The organism is Fibrobacter sp. UWB12, from assembly GCF_900142485.1.
GTDB lineage: Bacteria > Fibrobacterota > Fibrobacteria > Fibrobacterales > Fibrobacteraceae > Fibrobacter.
Window position 1 is genome coordinate 165,646 of the sequence record NZ_FRAZ01000008.1, and the last position, 19,537, is coordinate 185,182.

The 19,537-nt window shown below is 45.5% G+C and carries 21 protein-coding genes; 14 read left to right on the forward strand and 7 right to left on the reverse strand.

The genetic code is table 11. The features are described from left to right. Window positions 1-33: 33 nt before the first annotated feature. Entirely contained in the window at window positions 34-483 is a 450-nt protein-coding gene (gene mscL / locus BUA34_RS12955) for a large-conductance mechanosensitive channel protein MscL (RefSeq protein WP_072830263.1), read from the reverse strand. A gap of 87 nt (window positions 484-570) precedes the next feature. Here mscL and BUA34_RS12960 point away from each other — a divergent pair, with 87 nt between their 5' ends. The 4 genes from BUA34_RS12960 (at window position 571) to BUA34_RS12975 (ending at window position 3,749) form a co-directional block, all read left to right on the forward strand. Then, window positions 571-1,440 carry a DMT family transporter gene (locus tag BUA34_RS12960; protein WP_072830265.1) on the forward strand — a complete coding sequence of 290 codons (870 nt, stop codon included), beginning with the start codon at window positions 571-573 and terminating at the stop codon, window positions 1,438-1,440. A 25-nt stretch (window positions 1,441-1,465) separates the two neighbouring features. Beyond that, entirely contained in the window at window positions 1,466-2,077 is a 612-nt protein-coding gene (coaE, locus tag BUA34_RS12965) for a dephospho-CoA kinase (RefSeq protein ID WP_072830267.1), read from the forward strand. Beyond that, window positions 2,077-2,400 (forward strand): DUF3392 family protein, encoded by a 324-nt coding sequence (locus BUA34_RS12970; RefSeq protein ID WP_072830269.1) that lies wholly within the window; start codon window positions 2,077-2,079, stop codon window positions 2,398-2,400. The genes coaE and BUA34_RS12970 overlap by 1 nt, the downstream gene beginning before the upstream one ends. A gap of 338 nt (window positions 2,401-2,738) precedes the next feature. Next, entirely contained in the window at window positions 2,739-3,749 is a 1,011-nt protein-coding gene (locus BUA34_RS12975; protein WP_254794477.1) for a hypothetical protein, read from the forward strand. A 141-nt stretch (window positions 3,750-3,890) separates the two neighbouring features. On the opposite strand, the gene BUA34_RS12980 is transcribed toward BUA34_RS12975, so the two are convergent. The 3 genes from BUA34_RS12980 to BUA34_RS12990 are packed head-to-tail and all read right to left on the reverse strand — an operon-like array spanning window position 3,891 to window position 8,485. Next, a complete protein-coding gene (locus BUA34_RS12980; RefSeq protein WP_072830271.1) occupies window positions 3,891-6,812 on the reverse strand; it encodes a glycoside hydrolase family 44 protein in 2,922 nt (973 codons plus the stop codon). A 39-nt stretch (window positions 6,813-6,851) separates the two neighbouring features. After that, window positions 6,852-7,442 carry a ribonuclease domain-containing protein gene (locus BUA34_RS12985; RefSeq protein ID WP_072830273.1) on the reverse strand — a complete coding sequence of 197 codons (591 nt, stop codon included), beginning with the start codon at window positions 7,440-7,442 and terminating at the stop codon, window positions 6,852-6,854. 59 nt (window positions 7,443-7,501) lie between these two features. Then, window positions 7,502-8,485: an acyltransferase family protein gene (locus BUA34_RS12990; RefSeq protein WP_072830275.1), complete on the reverse strand. Its 984-nt coding sequence runs from the start codon at window positions 8,483-8,485 to the stop codon at window positions 7,502-7,504. Between the two features lie 152 nt (window positions 8,486-8,637). On the opposite strand from BUA34_RS12990, the gene BUA34_RS12995 reads away from it, so the two are divergent. The 5 genes from BUA34_RS12995 (at window position 8,638) to BUA34_RS13015 (ending at window position 13,144) form a co-directional block, all read left to right on the forward strand. Beyond that, window positions 8,638-8,883, forward strand: coding sequence for a TIGR03905 family TSCPD domain-containing protein (locus BUA34_RS12995; RefSeq protein ID WP_072830277.1), 246 nt, complete (start codon window positions 8,638-8,640; stop codon window positions 8,881-8,883). 27 nt (window positions 8,884-8,910) lie between these two features. Next, a complete protein-coding gene (locus BUA34_RS13000) occupies window positions 8,911-9,351 on the forward strand; it encodes a very short patch repair endonuclease (RefSeq protein ID WP_072830279.1) in 441 nt (146 codons plus the stop codon). Window positions 9,352-9,474: 123 nt separating this feature from the next. Further along, window positions 9,475-11,046, forward strand: a complete 1,572-nt coding sequence (locus BUA34_RS13005) for a glycosyl hydrolase family 8 (RefSeq protein WP_254794478.1) — start codon at window positions 9,475-9,477, stop codon at window positions 11,044-11,046. A 201-nt stretch (window positions 11,047-11,247) separates the two neighbouring features. Then, window positions 11,248-12,201: a hypothetical protein gene (locus BUA34_RS13010; RefSeq protein WP_139255947.1), complete on the forward strand. Its 954-nt coding sequence runs from the start codon at window positions 11,248-11,250 to the stop codon at window positions 12,199-12,201. A 10-nt stretch (window positions 12,202-12,211) separates the two neighbouring features. Continuing rightward, window positions 12,212-13,144 carry a bile acid:sodium symporter family protein gene (locus tag BUA34_RS13015; RefSeq protein ID WP_072830285.1) on the forward strand — a complete coding sequence of 311 codons (933 nt, stop codon included), beginning with the start codon at window positions 12,212-12,214 and terminating at the stop codon, window positions 13,142-13,144. A gap of 91 nt (window positions 13,145-13,235) precedes the next feature. Here BUA34_RS13015 and BUA34_RS13020 read toward each other — a convergent pair whose 3' ends face one another. From BUA34_RS13020 to BUA34_RS13030, 3 genes are all read right to left on the reverse strand, one after another. Next, complete coding sequence (locus BUA34_RS13020) at window positions 13,236-13,970, reverse strand: acid phosphatase (protein ID WP_072830287.1); 735 nt, start codon at window positions 13,968-13,970, stop codon at window positions 13,236-13,238. 59 nt (window positions 13,971-14,029) lie between these two features. Continuing rightward, entirely contained in the window at window positions 14,030-14,521 is a 492-nt protein-coding gene (locus tag BUA34_RS13025) for a hypothetical protein (protein ID WP_072830289.1), read from the reverse strand. A 189-nt stretch (window positions 14,522-14,710) separates the two neighbouring features. Then, a complete protein-coding gene (locus BUA34_RS13030; RefSeq protein WP_072830291.1) occupies window positions 14,711-15,421 on the reverse strand; it encodes an MBL fold metallo-hydrolase in 711 nt (236 codons plus the stop codon). A 60-nt stretch (window positions 15,422-15,481) separates the two neighbouring features. On the opposite strand from BUA34_RS13030, the gene BUA34_RS13035 reads away from it, so the two are divergent. The 5 genes from BUA34_RS13035 to BUA34_RS13055 all read left to right on the forward strand — a co-directional run bounded on the left by BUA34_RS13035 (window position 15,482) and on the right by BUA34_RS13055 (window position 19,509). After that, window positions 15,482-16,429 (forward strand): hypothetical protein, encoded by a 948-nt coding sequence (locus tag BUA34_RS13035; protein WP_139255948.1) that lies wholly within the window; start codon window positions 15,482-15,484, stop codon window positions 16,427-16,429. 10 nt (window positions 16,430-16,439) lie between these two features. Next, the gene (locus tag BUA34_RS13040) at window positions 16,440-16,844 is read left to right on the forward strand and encodes a GNAT family N-acetyltransferase (RefSeq protein ID WP_072830294.1); all 405 of its coding nucleotides are present in this window, start codon (window positions 16,440-16,442) and stop codon (window positions 16,842-16,844) included. Window positions 16,845-16,911: 67 nt separating this feature from the next. Continuing rightward, complete coding sequence (locus BUA34_RS13045) at window positions 16,912-17,544, forward strand: GyrI-like domain-containing protein (RefSeq protein WP_072830295.1); 633 nt, start codon at window positions 16,912-16,914, stop codon at window positions 17,542-17,544. Between the two features lie 2 nt (window positions 17,545-17,546). Continuing rightward, entirely contained in the window at window positions 17,547-17,792 is a 246-nt protein-coding gene (locus BUA34_RS13050) for a DUF3781 domain-containing protein (protein WP_072830296.1), read from the forward strand. Between the two features lies 1 nt (window position 17,793). Continuing rightward, a complete protein-coding gene (locus BUA34_RS13055) occupies window positions 17,794-19,509 on the forward strand; it encodes a beta-galactosidase (RefSeq protein WP_072830297.1) in 1,716 nt (571 codons plus the stop codon). Window positions 19,510-19,537: the final 28 nt, after the last annotated feature.

Here is a 19,537-nt window from a genome sequence, read left to right on the forward strand (position 1 = left end):
TTTTGCACCGGGGCGTTGCGGGGCCCTTTTATATTACTTGTTCTTGAGCAAGTCGCGAATTTCGGTGAGGAGCTTTTCTTCGGCGCTCGGTGCTGGAGGTGCTGCCGGTGCTGCTGCGGCTTCTTCTGCTTTTTTCTTACGCATGTTCTGCATAAAGCCGAGGAACTTCTTCATCATGAGGAACACGGCGAATGCGACAATGAGGAAGTTGAGGACTTCACCGATGAACGTGCCGTACGGAATGGCGATGCCTTCGGAGGTTGTGTAAACGAGGGTCTTGATTCCTTCGCCGGCGTTCTGGCCACCGCACTTTGCAATGACTGCTGTGACGAGCGGCATTACGATGTCGTTCACGAAAGAGTTGACGATTTTACCGAAGGCGGCACCGATGATGATACCGATGGCCATGTCAACGATATTGCCCTTGAATGCGAATGCCTTGAATTCTTCAATGAGTGAAGCGGCTTTCTTTTTGATGCTCATTTTATTTCTCCTTGTTGGAATGTTTTATGTTTAAATAATTAGAAAAACCTTTAAAGTTTGGCATGCAATTTTTAAATTTGGCGCGCTATGTCATGGTTATTATTGGCTTTTGCCTCCGCTGTATTTCTCGGTTTTTACGATTTAGCCAAGAAAAAATCTGTTCAAGATAACGCTGTCCGACCGGTTCTGTTGCTTTGTAGCGTTTTTTATGCGCTGCTGATGCTGCCGGTGCTTTTGACCGGGCATTGCGAGCCGCTGACTTTGCATGACCATCTGTTTTTGATGGTGAAGTCGGTGATTGTCGGCGGAAGTTGGCTTTTCACGTATAGCGCGATAGCCCACATGCCTCTCAGTATTTCGACGACGATTCGTGCGCTTGCTCCTTTGTTTACAATCATGATTGCGGTGGGATTCTTGGGCGAACGTCCGCAGGTGATGCAATGGGTTGGTATTGCGGTTTGCATTTGTTCGTATATCGGGCTTAGCCTTGCCGGGCGCAAGGAGATGGGGCACTTCTTTAGCAACGGCTGGGTGGTGGCCATGCTCTTGGGGACGATTCTTGCAGCTTGCAGTGGAATTTATGACAAGTTGATTTTGCAACGCATGAACTTTGAACCTTTGACGGTGCAGGTTTGGTTCAGCATTTACATGTGCGTGGTGCAGTTCTTGACGACAATGTTTACATGGTACCCGACTCGTAAGAAAACGACTCCGTTCCAGTTCCGTTGGTCTTTCTTGGCGGTGGCGGTCCTTTTGATTGTGGCGGATCGTTGTTATTTTTTAGCTGTAAGCGATTCGAGTGCGTTGATTTCTGTCATTACAGTGCTGCGTCGTTCGAGTGTGTTCATCAGTTTCTTGGCGGGAATTCTTATATTCAAGGAACGCAAGAGCAAAACGAAGTTTTTTGCGATGTTGGGCGTGGTGATTGGACTTTGCCTGATTTCGCTAGGGCGTTAGCGCTGGTGCAAAAGGCGGGGGCGGTATGCTAAAGATTGGAATTACGGGTTCTATTGGTGCGGGCAAATCCTTTGTAGGGAATTTGCTACGTGCTCGTAATTTTCTGGTGCTTGATGCCGATCGTAAGGTCCATGAACTTTACAGGGATTGTGCTGAACTCCGTGCAGAAATGGCAGCGTTCTTTGGCGAAGCATGTTTAACGCCGACAGGTGTGAATAGCGCTTTGATTGCTGACCGCGTTTTTGCGGATGCTTCTGCTCGCGAAAAATTGGAAAAGATAGTTTATCCGTATTTGACTCGCTCGGTTGCAGAATTTTTCGCAGGGGATGCTGTGGGCGTTTCTAATGAGAATGCTGCGGACAAGTGCCGTTTTGTAGAGGCTGCGCTTTTTTCACGCGCTCCATCGCTTGTTGAAATGCTGGATGAAATCTGGATTGTCGATGCACCCGAAAGCGTTCGATTGCAACGCCTTGTCGCTCGCGGACTTAGCGAGAATGATGCTGCTCGACGTATTGAAAATCAGCGTGGCGCCTGCGCACCGGAACTGTTCCCAGGCAAGCGGATTCGTGCAATTACGAACGATGGGGACCGTTTTCGCGTGGAATCGCAACTGAACGAGTTGTTGGAGGTTTTATAATGATGCCTTATATTCACCAATTTGCAGGTTTTTTGCGTGTCCACCTGACTTCTATTTCTGTGGGGTTGGTGGCAACGCTTCTTATTCTTTACGGCTCTTACATTAACGATTATTTCAAACGGATTACAAAAAGCTTACCTTTTGTAGTTCGCTTTGCGTTATTTGTTGTTCTTTGCAGCGTGGGTTACGCTTTTGCTAGCTCGCAGCTTGTTCGGCTTTTAAGGCTTGGCTTGCGCCAACTTTCGGATTTTCCGCTGATTTGCGTTGTTATCGGCAGTTTTGTGCTTTTGGCGTTCCTTGCAAAAAGAGAAAAAGATATCTAAGCGGCCTGTTTGTGTAGTGGTATGATTTATATCACTATGTAAAAAAGTATAAAATGATGTTTTTCTTACATCTGAGCGGTCCCCTTTTTAAAAATCTATCTTAAGATTCAGAAAAAAACAGAAGGGTATTACTATGCAGAAAGAAGATATCATCGTATTAAGGCAAGTCGTGATCTTTTCTTTAATAGCCATTGTTCTTGGCTTTATTTACGGCTAGTATTAAAAAATTGGTGTAATATGGTGTAAAGCTGGTGCGGTATTTACTGTGCCGGCTTTTTTTGTATGCAAAAGATGTTATATTGTTCTTTGCTTGTAAAAGTTTAAAAAGGGATTGAATAATGCCAGCCGAAATTAAAATTCTTGAAAGAGCTGAAATGTATCTGAGAAAGCTTTCTTGCGGAGTGAATCCTCTGACTGAGGAATCCTTGCCAGAAGGGGACGCATGCCGACAGGACCGTATTAGCAAGTGCCTGACTTATGTGGCCGATTATTTAAAGCAAAAAGTGATGCCTGTGATGGAACGTCAAGAAAAGGCTAAGGCACCGAAACCGCCGAAAATCTTGAAACCGCGCATGGTTCGTGATGCGGCTGATAAAGAACTTGTCTTTACTCCTGAAATGTTGTCTAAGTTTGAAGTTTCGGAAGAACCGGTTTCTGTTTCGGGCATTGTTCGTCGCTTGAATTTCTTAATTCCGCAGGATAGCGGAATGATGCCGCTTGTTTATGCGGATGTTGCCGAAGTGCTTTCGAAAGAGGGCGTCCTTTTGAAACAAGAAGGCGATAAGGGTAAAGATTTGAATTTGCCGACTCCGCATGGCGAAGAACTTGGCTTTGCTCGTGTCGAAGCCGATATTCGTGGGCATCATTCTGTTTATACGAAATGTAATGTTGATGCACAGAAGTTTATTTTAAATAATATTGACAAATGTGTTGCACAGGCAAATGAACGTTTGGCAAAGCGCAGGGAACGTGCTGAACTTGGTGAAACGGGTCGCGTTGGCAAAGAAAAGTTCCATGTTACAGATGATCAAATCAAGAATTATCCAGCAGATGAAGCTCCGGTGCCGGTAAGCGAAATTGCAAGGCGCTTGAATGATTTGCTCCCGCAAGATTCCAACGTCGAAAAGATTTACTTCAAGACGATTCGCGATTGGTTTGTGTCGCAGAATTATCTCGAAGAAAAGAAGAATGCGCTTGGAAAGATTTTCTTTGTGCCGACGGAAACGGGGTCGCAGAATGGTATTGTGACGGAATCTCGCGTGGGCAAGAACGGCGAAAACTATGACGCGGTTTTGTACAATGGCGCAGCGCAGAAGCTCGTGCTCGACCACGTGAACGAACTCGCGTAATTAGTCATCCTGGAGCCGAAGGCGATAGGATCCATAATATGAAAAGCGCCGTCCCTGCTTATTGCAAGGACGGCGTTTTCGTTATGCAGTCATCCCGGCCCTAGTGCCGGCATCACCATTCACGTCTCGAAATACAGATATTTACCTGAGTCTGCGGAGCCCTCTGGGCATAGGAACTTCCTTACCATCTTCGCCAAGCAAGTAGATGTTGTCGAGGTTGATGAATCCCTTGCCGCTGTGGCGGGCGCGGAATGCGAAGTTCTTAATTTTGGTCGGGTCGAGCTGCGGAATTGTTTTGCCCCAACCTTCTTGTTGCATGTTTTCCCAGATGAGCGTGTCGCGGACCCAGTTGCCGCGAGTGTTCTTGAGGCGAATCATAAATTCATCGTAGTCTTCGACCTGGCTCGACATGATTTGCAGTTCGATGTAGCCTTGCGGATTGTTGTGCGTTGTGGCGTAATCGAAAACGATGCCGACCGATTTTTTGACTTCTTCCGGGACGGTGTAGTAAGCACCGGAGTAGTTCGGCCAGCCAAGTTCAGGAGGCTGCTCCACGATAAAGTCGTGACGGATATAACCACCGAGTGGCGGATTGCCGTTGATGATTTTTGCATCCATGGACGTGGCGTTGTCGCCATTGACGACCGGGAACCACGATACGTTGTCTAAACCGTTATCGAAGTTCTGCATGACGCTTGTGGTGCGGTATGCACCGCGAATGCGGAATGGAACTTTGAAGGTTGCTTTCTTTTTGTTCTTGCCGATAAGCGTAATCTTGAGTTCTTGGGCTTCCTTGATAACTTTATCTGTGACAGGAATTTTGACATGGAAACTTTCGATAGAAGAATTCCACTTGCTATCGTCTGGCGTAGCATGAATTGTGAGCGGTTTCTTTTCCCATTTGTCAATTTGAATGTCGGCTCCTGCGAGTTCCCCGCCATCTTGTACAGCAGTCACGAAGAGGTCGAGCGTATCGCCTGCGGTCATGACCTTCTTTTCGAGCGCTATGGCGAGCACTTCGGGGGCGTTGTTTGCCTGTGCAGGCGGGTTCATGCGGACGACAACTGTTCCGAACGGAGGAATTTCGATGTCGGTGTTTTTGCCTTCGAGACGGCGACCGCTCGGGCCCATTTTCGGATACGGGAATGCGTTTCTTTGGTCGCCAATCCACTTGAATTGATCTTCGCCGAATACGTCAACTTCTACGCGTGCATTGCTCGGTTTTCTCTTTTCGCTCTTGCGGTCAACCTGCACAATTTGCTTGGTGTCGGTGAGGTTCACGAGAAGCACGTTGCAGCTGTTGCCTTTGCAAATGGCGTAAGGAACTACATCTGCGGTAGTGCTCTTGACAGGAACCACTGCGTAGCCGTTTTCGAGGAATCGTTTGAATGCCATGTAGACACCGAAATATTCTGCGGTTGGCTCAAGGCTTGCCCAGCGGTTCCATGAACCTTCTTTCAAAAGTGCGGTCATGCTGATGGTACCCCATGTGTGGTCAGGACCTTCAAATACGTTGCCGAAGGCGTCCCACGGGAGCGCTTGGAAACGGTCACCGAAGCGGACGGCGTACTGTGCGAATATGTTCGCGATGCCGGCGGCTTGCGGGTAGTCCATCCAAATTTGTGAGCCTTGCACGGATGTACTGAATTCCGAGAGGAATACGCGGCGCTTGCCTTCGAGGTACTTGTTCATCCAAGCGTTGAGCGTGTCGGCATTCTGGGCTACATCAAGGCTAGCCTTGAGCATGTCCTTGGCGTTCAAGTTTTCGGGGGCCCAGTACGGATAAGTGTGCAAGTCGACAACATCGAGATAGCGCTTGCCATCGGCTTTTTCTGCTTCTCCGACGATGCGCAAGAATTCGGCCATCCAGTATTTTCCATCGTTGAGGCCGGCGCCTTTTTGTAACATCTTGTGCGTGCTGAATAGCGGACCATGCAAGATGATACTTGGATCAACAGCCTTCATGGCACGAGCGTATTCGATAAAGCGGGCTGCATATTGCCTTGCCGAAAGCGGACCGGATTCTTCCCATTCGCCATCGAGTTCGTTGCCGATTTGCCATTGCTTGATGTTGTATTTTTTGACTTTATTTGCGTACTTGACCCAGGCGGCTGCTTCTTTGGACGTGCCTGTGCCTGCGTTGACGCAAATAACGGCTTGAGCCTTTTGACCGTTCACCAGTTTCGGAAGCTGGTTGATGTAGGTCATGAATTCTTCGAAATGCCACTTGATATTAGTCCAGTCGGTGCGCGGCTTATCGCCGTTGCGGGTGGACATGGCAAAGAACTTGTAATCATTCCCGGCGAGTAAATCGTCAGAACCGCTGTAGAGCTTCATTTCACGAATTTGCACGCCCTTAGACGGCAAGTCGGTTGTCTTGAACTTTACGGCAACGTAACGTGCTCGCGTTGTTGGAAATTTGTACTTGGTTTGGTTACCCGTAACCTTGACGGTGCCCCATCTCTTCAACTTGTTTTCTGCATGCTGATGAACGCCCGGATAATCGGCGTAGTCTTCGGTCCAATACGAGAGTTCAAAAGATTTCGGGCGGAGATTGCCCCAGTCGATGACGATGGAATCGAGGTCTTTCTTTTCAGGGAACTCGATGACAATCCAAGGCGGATCTTTCGGGTCGAGGATTTCTCCCCACCACATGGTGTTCATGTTGTTATCGGCAAGGTGGCTGCGACGAATGAATCCGTAGTTGTCCTTGGTAGTGCCACGGTAAATTGTTTCGCCGAGAAATCCTGGTGCCCAGTCTGTGTCGCTTGGCGTCCAAAGACCAGTGCTGTCGTATTTGCCGGCACCGTTCCAATGGTAGTCATTGCTCAAGCTCCCGTTCGGGAAACGGAAAATCGTGTAGCCGCCATCGACGAGGGCTGGCGTCATGTCGTAATAGCGGGAGGGCGGGTTCCAGATGGCAAGATCTGCGCCCATCATGTTCTGCTTGTTGATGACGATACCGGGATGGGTGTCGTCGATTTCGATGGCGTTCTGAGCAGCGAGAGCGGAGGTAGCAGAAATTGCGAATGCAGTGCTGTACAAAAGCTTTTTGAATTTCATAAGAACTCCTCGAGAGTGGGGTAGGTTCGTCGTAAAAATTTACTGAATTTCTAGCTTGCTAAAAGTTTCGTAATGGTCTGCGGTATAGTAAATAACGCAATCGCTTTGATAGACGAGTCGCTTGGTGCCGCGATTCTTGGCGGAGTATTCAACATCGGCTTCGTGATAAGAGCCTTCTGGCAAGGTCGCATGATAGTTGCTTGCGTTGGAGGCATAATTATTGAATTTGTCGCCACCAATCATCACGCCGATAGTTGTCCACGGGTTGAAATTCCACTTTTCGAAGGTCTTGCCGGTCTTGGATTCGTAAAGTTTTTGACCCTCGTTTTTGCCCACGTAATTGCTTGGCAGCTTGTCGAACTTGCACAAGTACGCGGCAACGGAATCACGTGTGGTGTATTTGCCGGATTCTTGAACGGCTTTAAGGATAGAAGTGAAATAGTCTGCTTGGTTAAACGCATCTTGTGCACAAATGATATTTCCGCATTCATCGTGTGAATATTTATAACACTGTATATTGTCGTAAGATACCTCTTTGCAGTTGTCCTCTGGTGCAGACGTTGTGCAGGCAGTTACAAAGACAGAAATTGCAACTGTGATGTATAGCTTGAAAAATTTCTTTAGATTCATGTTTTAAAATGTAATAAAAGCGGTTTTGCAACACGGACTTCGTGCAACCTCGAATAGCGTCAAGGCCTGATTCTGATGTTGGTTCTTCTTGACAAGACTTTTTTATTGACAATGTACAGTAAGTATGCTGCAAAAAATGAAATGAGCATGGTGAGAATATTCGAAGAATCCTTGTCGAGAAAGTCTATAAAATCAAAAAATAATTTGTATATAAATATGTGGCACAAATACAATTCTAATGACATTAGCCCAAAGACGGTAAATATTTTATCAATAGTTTTGTATTTGTCAAAAAATATTGCAAGAAGTATGCACAGAACGGGAGTTATGATAATGTAAGGGAGATAGGCTAGGGAGCAAGTTTGCAATGCGTAGAAAAAATAGGTTTGAAATATAACTAAAATAATTGCAGCGACAAACGCGGCGGTCAATCCAATTGTTTTTAGTTTTTTGCTGAGTTCAATATTGCAGCCGTCTTTTGCCCAGTGACCAAAAATAGCGCCTATGAAAAATATGGGGATTCTTGCGTAAGTTAAAATGATGAAACCCCCGTAGTTCTTGTTGTTGTAGCAAAGAATACAAGTTAAGGCGTAGATTAACATTAAAGAAAATCCTGCTCCGATAAAATAGAAGGATGCTTTAATTCCGTATTTCTTGAATAACTTAAAGTAAATTGGGTATATTGCGTATAAAAATAAAATGCAAGAGATAAACCAAGATTCGTCACGATAACCAATCCAATAGCCAAGTGTTGTTGCTTTGCAAATCAATGAGTAAATAGCTCTGGTGCTAAAATCCATTTGTGCTAAGAAAACAACGCTTAGTACAACCCAAAATTCTGGAACGATACGGAAAAACCTGCTCTTGTAATATTTCTTTAAATCAAAATTTTTTCTAGATAGGGAATAGTAAAGACCGAAACCGGATAAAAATAAAAAGATATCCACACCGCCATAACCAACGGACCTGATAAAATCAATGACGGCCAAATCTGTAGGAACGCGCAAATGAAACAGCATAATCCATAATATGGCAAAGCCCATTATGGCACTTCTGTGTTTTGATATTAATTGAAGTATACTGTTCACTTTATTAATATACTCGTTTTTATGAAATAACGATATCAGTTCTTTTGTGAAAAGTGTAAATAATCTATATTCATGGTATGTTTAACGCTTGTCAAGCAGGTTCTCGGATGGAAGAAATTTTCAATACTAAAGGCACGTGTGCCACGACGATTCAATTTACGCGCGATGGCGATAAAATTCGTAATATTCGTTTCACGGGTGGCTGCAACGGAAATCTCAAGGCGATTGCAAAACTTTGTGAAGGTATGACCGCCGAAGATATTGCTGCAAAATTGCTCGGTAATACATGCGGTGGCAAGCCGACATCTTGCGCCGACCAGCTCGCTAAAGCTGTTCTCGGTCGCGAACCGTAATTTACCGATGGCCCACGCATCAGGACAATGAAACGCCGGCGCAAAAAACGCTCTTCTATGAACCGCTCGCAGATGATGCAGGCGGTTCGTTCCGAAGATACAAAACCGGAAATGTTGGTGCGCCGAGCGCTTTTCAAGGCTGGTTTTCGCTACAAATTGCACCGGCGCGATTTGCCGGGGTCGCCTGATTTATTTGTACTGAAATATAGTGTGGTCGTGTTTGTAAATGGTTGCTTTTGGCACCAGCATGGCTGCAAATTTACGAGTCGCCCTAAAAGTAACCCAGAGTTTTGGAATACAAAATTTGACAATAATGTTGTACGCGATATCAAGACGAATTGGGAATTGTCCTTGCTCGGTTACCGCGTGGTGACTGTTTGGGAATGTTCCATTAAATATGATTTTGACCGCTCTATAGAACGTCTCAAAGCTTTTATCGAAAGCGACGAAGAAACGATTGAAATTTAAAACGTCAAAAAATTGCATTTTTTGACAAATTTTGGCGTTTAAAACAATACAACAAAAAAAACTTTGCATAGACCCAATTGGGATTAGTTGCTTATATCTTTTCTAATAACAATGAGGAGTACTATGAGGAGTTCAAAAATAATTCCATTTTTGACCGTTTTCGGTCTGTTTGCATTCGGGGCTTCTGCCGTAGCTCAAGAGTCAGCTACTGCGGAAAAAACCTTCCCAACCCAATTCTTCGACAAGGATGGAGCCTATTATGGCCCGGATTGCGATGAGACCAATTACAAGGGCGCTTATTACACAGGCGATTACACAAGCCCTTTCAAGACGGTCCTAGGCAAAACCGATGAAGATATACAAAAGAAGTTGGACCAATTGTGGAATCACTACTTCGGGGGACAAGCGGATAAAACAGTGTATTACGAAGATCGGGATGGCGGGTACATTGTTGATATTAACAATAATGATATTCGCTCCGAAGGAATGTCGTACGGCATGATGATTGCGGTGCAGACGAACCATAAAGATGAATTCAAAAAACTTTGGAATTGGGCCAAAAGTCATTTGTGGCACGATCCCGCCAGAGGTGGCAACGGCTATTTCTCTTGGCAAGCGAATCGTGATGGTTCTACACGTGATCAGGGAAATGCGCCCGATGGCGAAATCTATTTTATGATGTCGCTTTTGTTTGCTGCAAACCGTTGGGACAATGCTGACTACATGAAGGACGCGCAAACAATTTTGAAAGCTTGTTGGAAAGGCAATGGCAATTCTTTGTATAGCGAACAGTCCTATATTGCTACGTTCCAGCCAACTGATGGCAACAACACTTGGGGCGATGCTTCTTACAGTTTGCCGGCATTCGTTGATTTGTTTAGCCGTTGGTCTGATACCAATAAGGATAAATGGCAAAAGGCAACAAAGGCTACGCGAGACCACATTTACAATTCCGCAAACTCTAAATCGGGATTGTGCACCGATTACAGCAACTTTGACGGAACTCCGCATTATGCGTTTGGCAATAATTCGAAGCGATATTCGTTCGATGCCATTCGCTGCCCCATGAATTATGGCATGGATTACTATTTGTTCGGCGCGGATGCGGAACGTCAAACAAAAATTGCGAAGCTCATTACAGATTTCTTTGAAAAGGATAATTACAGACATGGCCATTTTGAATGGGACGGCTCTGATCCGACAGGCGCGTTCACGATTGGGCAGGCAGGCGCGAATGCCGTGGCGACTTACGCCTTGCTCGACGTACCCGAATACAAGGATTTGGTCAAGAAGGTATTACAGAAGGCGTGGGATGCAAAGCCCATCGTAGGCAACGAACGCTACTATGACGGTTTGGTGCATTACCTGGCCATGCTCCATTTGACGGGAAACTTCAAGATTTGGAAACCCAAGCCGAAGAATGTCAAGGAAAAAACGGAACCTGCAGGCAAATACAATGGCGCTACGTATAAAGAAGGCGATACCATTGACGCATTCGAAGATTGCGAACTTTACAAGATTACGTTTGTCAAGGCCGCCGAAGAGAAAAAGGATTCTACTGAAGCCATTCGCAATGTAGTTCTGCGGAATAGCGAGTACAAGATGCAGCGCGATTACAACCTCAAGGGCTGCAAAGTTAATGGTGAAAAAACTGCTCGCGGTGCTTACTACGGAAGAATTGTTCCGGTAAAGTAAATGTATCGGTGAACTGCGCGCATCGTGAAAAAAAACTGCGCACGTTGCAAATGGAAATGCGCGCGATGTAAATGAAAATGCGCGCAAATTTGATCGTTATCCCCGAATGAACCTGTCTTGAGTGGCAGTCGAAGGAATCGGGGACTTCTTTTTTATAAAAAAGACTATTTTTTAATGTACTTGCGAGAAAAGGGAGGAATTGTGAAAATAAGATTCAATACAGTGTTCTGTTGGCTATTGTGCTTTTTTGTTTTTCCTCTTTGTGCCGCCGCCCAAGAAATTACGGCTCTTGGTTTTGTTGAAGATAAAAAGGCTTACGAACATGATGGAGATTATATTCGCTTAGCATTCGTAAGGACAGATAAAGGGTGGTCTCCGTCGTGTGATTTTACCGAAGGTGACAATGCGGGTGGAATTTTTAAAAACATAAAGTCTTGTTCGCATAAAATCATGAAACAATCATGGCAAGTGATTAATGCCGACGGAAAGCGTGTGGATGCAGGAACGTTGGAGTTTATGCGTCGCAAATGGAGTGAAATCGGACTTGCAAAAAGTTCCATTTCGTTAGAAAATAAAATTCAATTTGATTCTTTAAATCGCATCCTAGAAACCTGGAAAGAAAATGGAAAAGGGATGCCGCCGTTACTTGCGGTTCCGCTTGGAACGAATGTCGAAAAAATAGAACCGGTTGCGATTGATGGTTCTGTTGAACAAAAAATAAAGGATAAACTTGTAAAGCAATACTTTAGAAAGAAACGGACTATTTGCAAATGTGATTATAACGAAAATCTTATCTCTGAAAGAGATGCCAAGTCAAGCGATGTCGTTATCAAACCGTTAGTAGGGTACAAGGATAACGTATCTTTTTATGAAGTGCTTATCCCGGACACTTCTGGTTGCGGCATTATGGATGACGAAATGGAATTGATGGCCGTAAAGAATGGCAAAGTCGTAAATCTTACGGAATCATCTGGAATGGCAGATGATCGCCCGACTACAACTGCAATGACCCTTTTCAATAGATATGTCATTTCAACGAAAAAATTGCAGGATACCGTATATGTGTTCTTTGCGGGTGGTTATAATATTGACGGCTACGTTCTGCTAGATTCTAATTTGAAAGTAAAGGCTGTAAGCACCTGGAATTATCATTAGGAGAAACTTAATGCACATTCTTGAAAAGATTAGTGAATTTGTTGGCAAGTGGATGGCTGTTGTCGTGCTCGTGATTGCGGCTCTTTCGCTGTTCATTCCGAAATCGACACTATGGATTGAACTCTCGTGGGTGAATTACCTGCTGATGGTTGTGATGTTTGGCATGGGGCTTACGCTCAAGCTGAGCGACTTTGCTCTGGTGTTTATGCGACCCAAAGAAATTACGATTGGATGTGCGGCGCAGTTTATCGTGATGCCGGCTCTTGCGTTTTTGCTCTCCAAGATTTTTGGCCTTGATGCAGCGCTGATGGCGGGTGTGGTTCTCGTAGGCACGTGCCCGGGAGGCACTTCGAGTAACGTTATCACTTACCTTTCGAAAGGGGATGTGGCGCTCTCTGTCGGTATGACCAGCGTGAATACGCTGCTCGCTCCCGTGCTGACTCCGGCAATTACCTATTTACTGCTCCGCACGACGGTGAACGTCGATGTGATGGCAATGTTCCTTTCCATCGTGAAGGTCGTCATCGTGCCGATTGCGCTGGGGTTTGTTATCAACAAATTCTTTGGCAAATGGACAGCGCGAGCTGTGAAGGTTTTGCCGCTCGTTTCCGTGATTGCGATTGCGATGATTGTTGCGGCCGTCGTTTCGCATAACGCTGCGAAGATTCTTTCGACCGGTTTTATCGTGTTCGCGGTGGTGATTTTGCACAACCTGCTCGGTTACGGCTGCGGCTTTGGCCTTGGAAAATTGCTGAAATTCTCGACGCCCAAGACAAAAGCGCTTTCCATCGAAATCGGCATGCAGAATTCTGGGCTTGCCACAAGCCTTGCGGCGACTGCGTTTTCTTCGCTGGCGATGGCAACCGTCCCCGGTGCCATATTCTCTGTATGGCACAATATCTCCGGCGCAATCCTCGCGAATGTTTATCGTAGAAAAGAATAAAAACTCGGTAGAGTTAAACGTTACGTCCCTCTGTCATGCCCGCCTTGAGCGGGCATCTCCCTTTTATGACTAAAAGTTAAAAAGTTTAAAATTACTTCTTCTTTGCAGATAACTTCTTGAATTCGGCACGAGCCTTTTTCATGTCGGCAAGGAACGTTTCGTCGTTGTGCAAACTTGCAAACGCTCCTGAAACAAGAACCTTGGAGGCATCAACATCGCTTTGCCAATGGAACCCGGCGATTACGCGACTTTGACCCCATTCATAGGCGTACTTCAACAATGCGTCTTGCGCAGCGGGGTTCACCTCGACCAAGAGCAATGCCATTGACCAAGCGCGAACGGTATGTCCCGACGGGTAGGAGCCATTCGTTCTCAGCCGCTCTTCTTCGGCAGGGACAAGAGTCGATTCGTTGAAGCGGTCATAGGGGCGGCGCCTCATGTAATGCCTCTTGGGCAGGCTCCCCACCTGCTTAAGCGTCCGGATTCCGCGTTCGAGCATGTTCATGATGGCGGGCGTCTTCTTTGCCGAAATTTCCATGCCAAAAGGTTCGCTGAACATCTTGGCCATGTCCTCGATCGTTTCTACCGCCTGCGCCACGGCCAGGGCGGCACGTGCGGAATCCGCTCGCATTGCCTTGCCCCACATGTATTGCGAAATATCGTACATGAACTGGACGGACGTTGTTTCGGGCGGTGCAGGGTAGAAGTTGAGCGCGTTCGGGAGCGCGTCTGCCTTGACGTATGGCTTTGCGTCTGCCGCAAAACTGCAAAGAGTTGCTCCGCAAATGGCAAGAGCGAAAACAGATTTTTGGAGAAGTGTAATCATATTTTAAAGATATATTTTTAGAAAACGCGTGAACGTTTATTACAGTAATGAAATGCGCACTAATCGCGTCCGTAAAAAAGCTGCGTGTTGCGATGCCATGCTACTTTACGATAAGCAGGCTCCAACAGCGAATCGTTTTCGTTCATAAAGAACGTGTGCTTTTTCGTGCACATGGACACCAATTGCACGCAATAACGCGCAGTCGCTTCTGTGTGGTGCTTTCTGTGGAAGCACGAAAGCGTAAGCAAGTGGTCGTTTTCCATCGCTTTTTCAACAGCGCCACGATAAATGCGGGGGAGGCTGCACCCGCGAATCCAGACCGCAAACGCTCCGTTCGCAAGCGCGATATCTAAAATGCGACGCTCCGCATCCGAATGGAACGTGCCCACAAGACATTGATGATATCGTCCCATTTCTGTGGCCCATTGCTCCAGTCGATAATCATCTGCGTCAAAATCTCTCGACGCGAAAACACCGATTTTCGTTTCTGGCCCATACCACAAGCGTTTTGCCCCTGCTGTGTTGATGCCGATAAGTTTGATTCTGTTCATGTTTTTGCTCCCTTAAAAAATAAAGACCGCCCCGCTTGCGCGGACTGCGATCTAATAACATCACCTTTTCTGGTGCTAAACGTAATATACAATTAAAATTTGAGAAAAACAAGGTCAAATAAAACGGTCAAGTATCGGACGATATATCACTTTTAATAATCGGATAGACCGTGTGAACGCCACTTGTCACTATAATGGTCGTAATTTTATTTTATCTATACTTTTGATAAATCTTTTCAAATCGTTCACGTCAAACGGTTTGCCATGCGATGGATAAATTTTGGCGGGATTGAAAGCAATCATCTTTTCCCATGATTTGCGGTAATCTTGCAGATTTTCTATCCAAATGATATTGCGCTTGATACTAGGAAATCCGTTCATGGCGGCATCACCGCAAAATAGAATTCCTCCTTTCAAAAGAGAAATATGGTCTGCGGTATGGCCCGGCGTCTCAAAGGCTTGAATCGGCAAATTCAGATTGCGAAATTCTTGCGAATCAGTGGTAATCAAACGATTTAAATATTCATCTTTGATTGGCGGGAACTTGTGTCCAGATTTTCCGAACAGTGCGAACAGCTTGCAGAAAATGTAGGCGAGCATGCTTGAACATCCGCCTTCGAAAGAATTTTGCCCGCTTTTCAGTCGCTCGATTGCTTTGGGGTGCAAAATCACTTTTGCATTTGTGATGGCAAGAACTTTGTTCAAAAATCCTGCGTGATCGTCGTGCGCATGTGTTAAAAAAATGAATTTAATTTCGCTTGGCTGAATATTGAGCTTTTTGAGGTTTCTTTGAAAACGCGCAAAACCATTCTCGTATCCCGTGTCAATGAGAATGTACCCTTCATCAATTGCAAAAAGATAATTGTTGACGACCCGATTGCCAATATTGTAAATGGTCATGCAAGAAATATAGTTATATTCTATATTATTACACGCTCTTAGTCTATTTGTTTATAGTGCATGAACTTTACAAGAATTTTCACACTCTTGATTATAATGCTTCTGTTGCCAGTTTGCTCAATTGGTGAGGAAGTTTCCGCAATTGGGTTTGTGGAAGACCCCAAGGCGTATGAACATGATGGATATTATATCCGCTTGGCGTTTGTTCGTACGGATAAAGGATGGTCTCCATCGTGTGAGTTTCTCGAAGGCGAAGATGCTGGTGGAATTTTCAAAAACATAAAGTCTTGTTCGCATAAAATCATGAAGCAATCATGGCAAGTGATTAATGCCGATGGCAAGCGCGTCGATGCAGGAACATTGAAGTTTATGCGTCGCACATGGCGTGAAATTGGACTTGCAAAAAGTTCCCGTTCCCTAGAAAATAAAATTCAATTTGATTCTTTAAATCTCTCTCTGGAAACATGGAAGGAAAATGGAAAAAGGATGCTCCCATTACTGGCGATCCCGCTTGGAACGAATGTTGAAAAAATAGAACCCATTGCAATGAATAGTTCTGCTGAACAAAAAATAAAGGATAAACTTGTAAAGCAGTATTTTAGAAAGAAACGGACTATTTGCAAATGTGATTATAACGAAAATCTTATCTCTGAAAGAGATGCCAAGTCAAGCGATGTCGTTATCAAACCGTTAGTAGGGTATAAGGATAACGTATCTTTTTATGAGGTACTTATCCCGGACACTTCTGGTTGCGGCATTATGGATGACGGGATGGAATTGATGGCTGTAAAAGGTGACAAAGTTGTAAATCTTTCGGGAATGTCTGGATTCGCAGACGACCATCCGACTACAACTTCATTGAGCCTTTTCAATAGATATGTCATTTCAACGAAAAAAATGCAAGATACTGTATATGTGTTCTTTGCAGGCGGCTATAATCTGGATGGCTACGTTCTGCTGGATTATGAATTGAATGTGCGCGGAATTAGTACGTGGAATTATCATTAAGAGAAAAAAAATGAGCATTACTTATAAAAACACTCACGACTTCTCTGAACAAGACTTAAAAGACCTTTTCCTCTCTGTCGAATGGTCCTCGGGACATTTCCCTGACAAGCTTGTCGTTGCAATGAAGAACTTCAAGACTGTCATCTCCGCCTGGGACGGCAATAAACTCGTCGGCATGATTTGCGCTATGGATGATGGCATTATGAATGCGTATGTGCATTACCTGCTCGTGCGCCCCGAATATCAAGGCCAAAGCATTGGAAAAATCCTCGTCGATAAAGTTCACGAAAAGTACAAGGATTACCTCCGTATTGTCGTGGTCGCCTACAACGAAGAACTCGCCTTCTATGAGCATTGCGGTTTCAAGAAGGCGGATGATGCAAGTGCAATGTTTATTACGAGTTTGTGGACATAGGTGGAAAAACGTCATTGCGAGGAAACGTAGGTGACGCGGCAATCTATGGATTAAAAAAGGAGAAAATATGCCATTTGATTTTAAAAAAGAATTCAAGGAATTTTATCTGCCGAAGAACAAACCGGAAATCGTCACGGTGCCGAAAGCGAACTTTATTACTGTTCGCGGCAAGGGTGACCCGAATGAAGAAGGTGGTGCTTATCAGCGTGCGTTGAACGTACTTTATGCGGTTGCATACACTCTTAAAATGAGTTACAAGACGGACTATAAAATCGAAGGCTTCTTTGAATATGTCGTTCCGCCGCTGGAAGGTTTCTGGTGGCAAGACGGAGTCGATGGTGTTAATTACTCCGACAAGTCTTCGTTCAATTGGATTTCTGCAATTCGCCTGCCAGATTTTGTAACGCAAAAAGATTTTGATTGGGCTGTAGAAACAGCAGCGAAAAAGAAAAAACTTGATTGCTCGCTCGCAAAATTTGAAACTATAGACGAAGGTCTGTGTGTACAAATGATGCATCTCGGTTCTTATGATGATGAACCCGCTAGCGTAAAGCTCATGGACGATTTTATTGCGAAAAATGGCTACGTGAACGACATAAATGGCGACCGCCTTCATCATGAAATTTATCTTTCCGATCCGCGAAAAACTGCGCCAGAAAAGTGGAAAACTGTGATTCGCCATCCGATCAAGAAAGTGTAAAAATGGACGACAAAAAGATTCTGCTCGACAATATCGAAAAAGTCCACACGACTGAAATGGGCGTGGACCGCATCAAGCGTAATCTAAAGCTTGGTGATATCGATGTCGTGGAATTCTGCAAAGGCAAAATTCTAGATAGCCGCTGCAATATTTACAAGCAGGGCAAAAACTGGTATTGTGAAATTGACGGTATCAAAATAACCGTAAACTCGTTCAGTTATACGATTATAACTGCGCATAAGGTGTAAAATGAAAAGATTCGCGTTGCTTGGAGTGCTTGCTTTTGCTGCTGTTGGGATCGTTGCTTGTGGTGACGATGGAAATGGTGCTGCACCTGTGAGTGGCGAAAATAGTTCGTCGTCTGTCGCGGAATCTTCGGCGACGGTTGTTGAATCTTCTTCTTCGATTTCGTCAGCGGCTGAATCCTCGGCGGCAATGTCCTCATCGGTGGTTGCGAATTCGAGTAGCTCGGTGGCACAATCTTCGTCTGCGGAAATCTCGTCGAGTACATCTGTCGATACGCTCAGAATCACTTATGCACTCAAACCTTTTGATGGGCCGCTGGCCAACCCGCACAAGGGCTTTACAGTCCCGACGGAAGGTACATGGGTTTTTGTCCCTGAATTTGAATATGGCCCTTACGGTTCCTTGAACAATAGGGCTTGGGACTTGGTTACTTACGGATCCGGTTACCAAAAGTGGAATAAATTAAATCCTGCCAAAGATGTTTACGATTGGACGGAACTAGACAAGTTGTTGGATGCGCTCGCGGAACATAACATGGGCTATGCGCTGCGCGTGCTTCCGTATTCGCCGTCCTTTGTCAAGGGCAATGACGCGCCTGAAGAAGATTACGACTGGACTCCGAAATTTGTTTATGAATCGGGTGCGAAGAAAATTACCGCCACTGTGCAGTGGAACGGCTACCGCGCCACGGTTCCCGTTTGGGACGATCCGGTTTATTTGCAGGCGGCAAAAGATTTTGGAACCGCCTTGGCGAAAAAGTACGATGGCGACCCGCGAATCGAATACATCGACATACGTTCTTTTGGCGAGTGGGGTGAATGGCACGCTTCGCACCTGAACGGCAGCGAAATGCCTTCGGAAGCGGTTCAAATAGAGATGTTGGACCATTATGCATCCGTATTCAAAAAGACCTTGTTGGTTTTGCCATCAAGCGGTATGGGGAATGTCTATACGCATGCGCTTAGCCTCGGCATCACCAAGCGCGATGATGGATTCATCAGCATTCCCGGCAGGCCCGACTCGTTGGTGCGTGCCTACGAAGCCAACTTGCCGACCATCGCCGAGAACCAAGCCGGTTACGCCACCATGCTCAACAACAATGATATCATTCCCGGTGGGTATCTCAAGTGGACGCCGCAGCGTTGGGTGGATGCCATCACGACGGCTCATTTGACCTATTATGTGCTAGATCAGGATAGCGACGAAGGCTACAAATTCTACAAAGAAAACAAGGCTCTCGCCGATTCCATGAGTAAAGTGATCGGGTATAATTTTAGAGTTGTGAGTGCGGAACTTGTGAGCGTTACGGGTGGTGCAAGGAACGCAGCGGAGAATGCCGCGAATGCTTCTATTGCAAGTACTGCCGCGACGAGCATGCTGAACATAACTGTAAAAAATACAGGCGTGGCTCCATGCTTCTTTGATGTGTACCTAGTTGCGGAATTTGTCGATAGTACAGGAACTGCATTGGCTCAGCTCGGAAAAACGTTGCGCATTCCTAAGGGAACCTTTAAGGATGGAATGTCGCAGAAATTTTCGTTCTCCGGCAACCTCCCTGCTGATGGTACGGCGTCATCGGATGCGTCTGCGCAAACCACCATTCGCATCGCGCTTTCCCTCTACGAAAGTGAAGATGCCTTTAAGAACGGCAAGAATCCCACCGTTCGTTTCGACAACGACGGCCTTTTGCAGAATGCCAAATTGCTGCTGAAAGAGTGATGTTCAAGGTCACAATTTGTGACCTTAA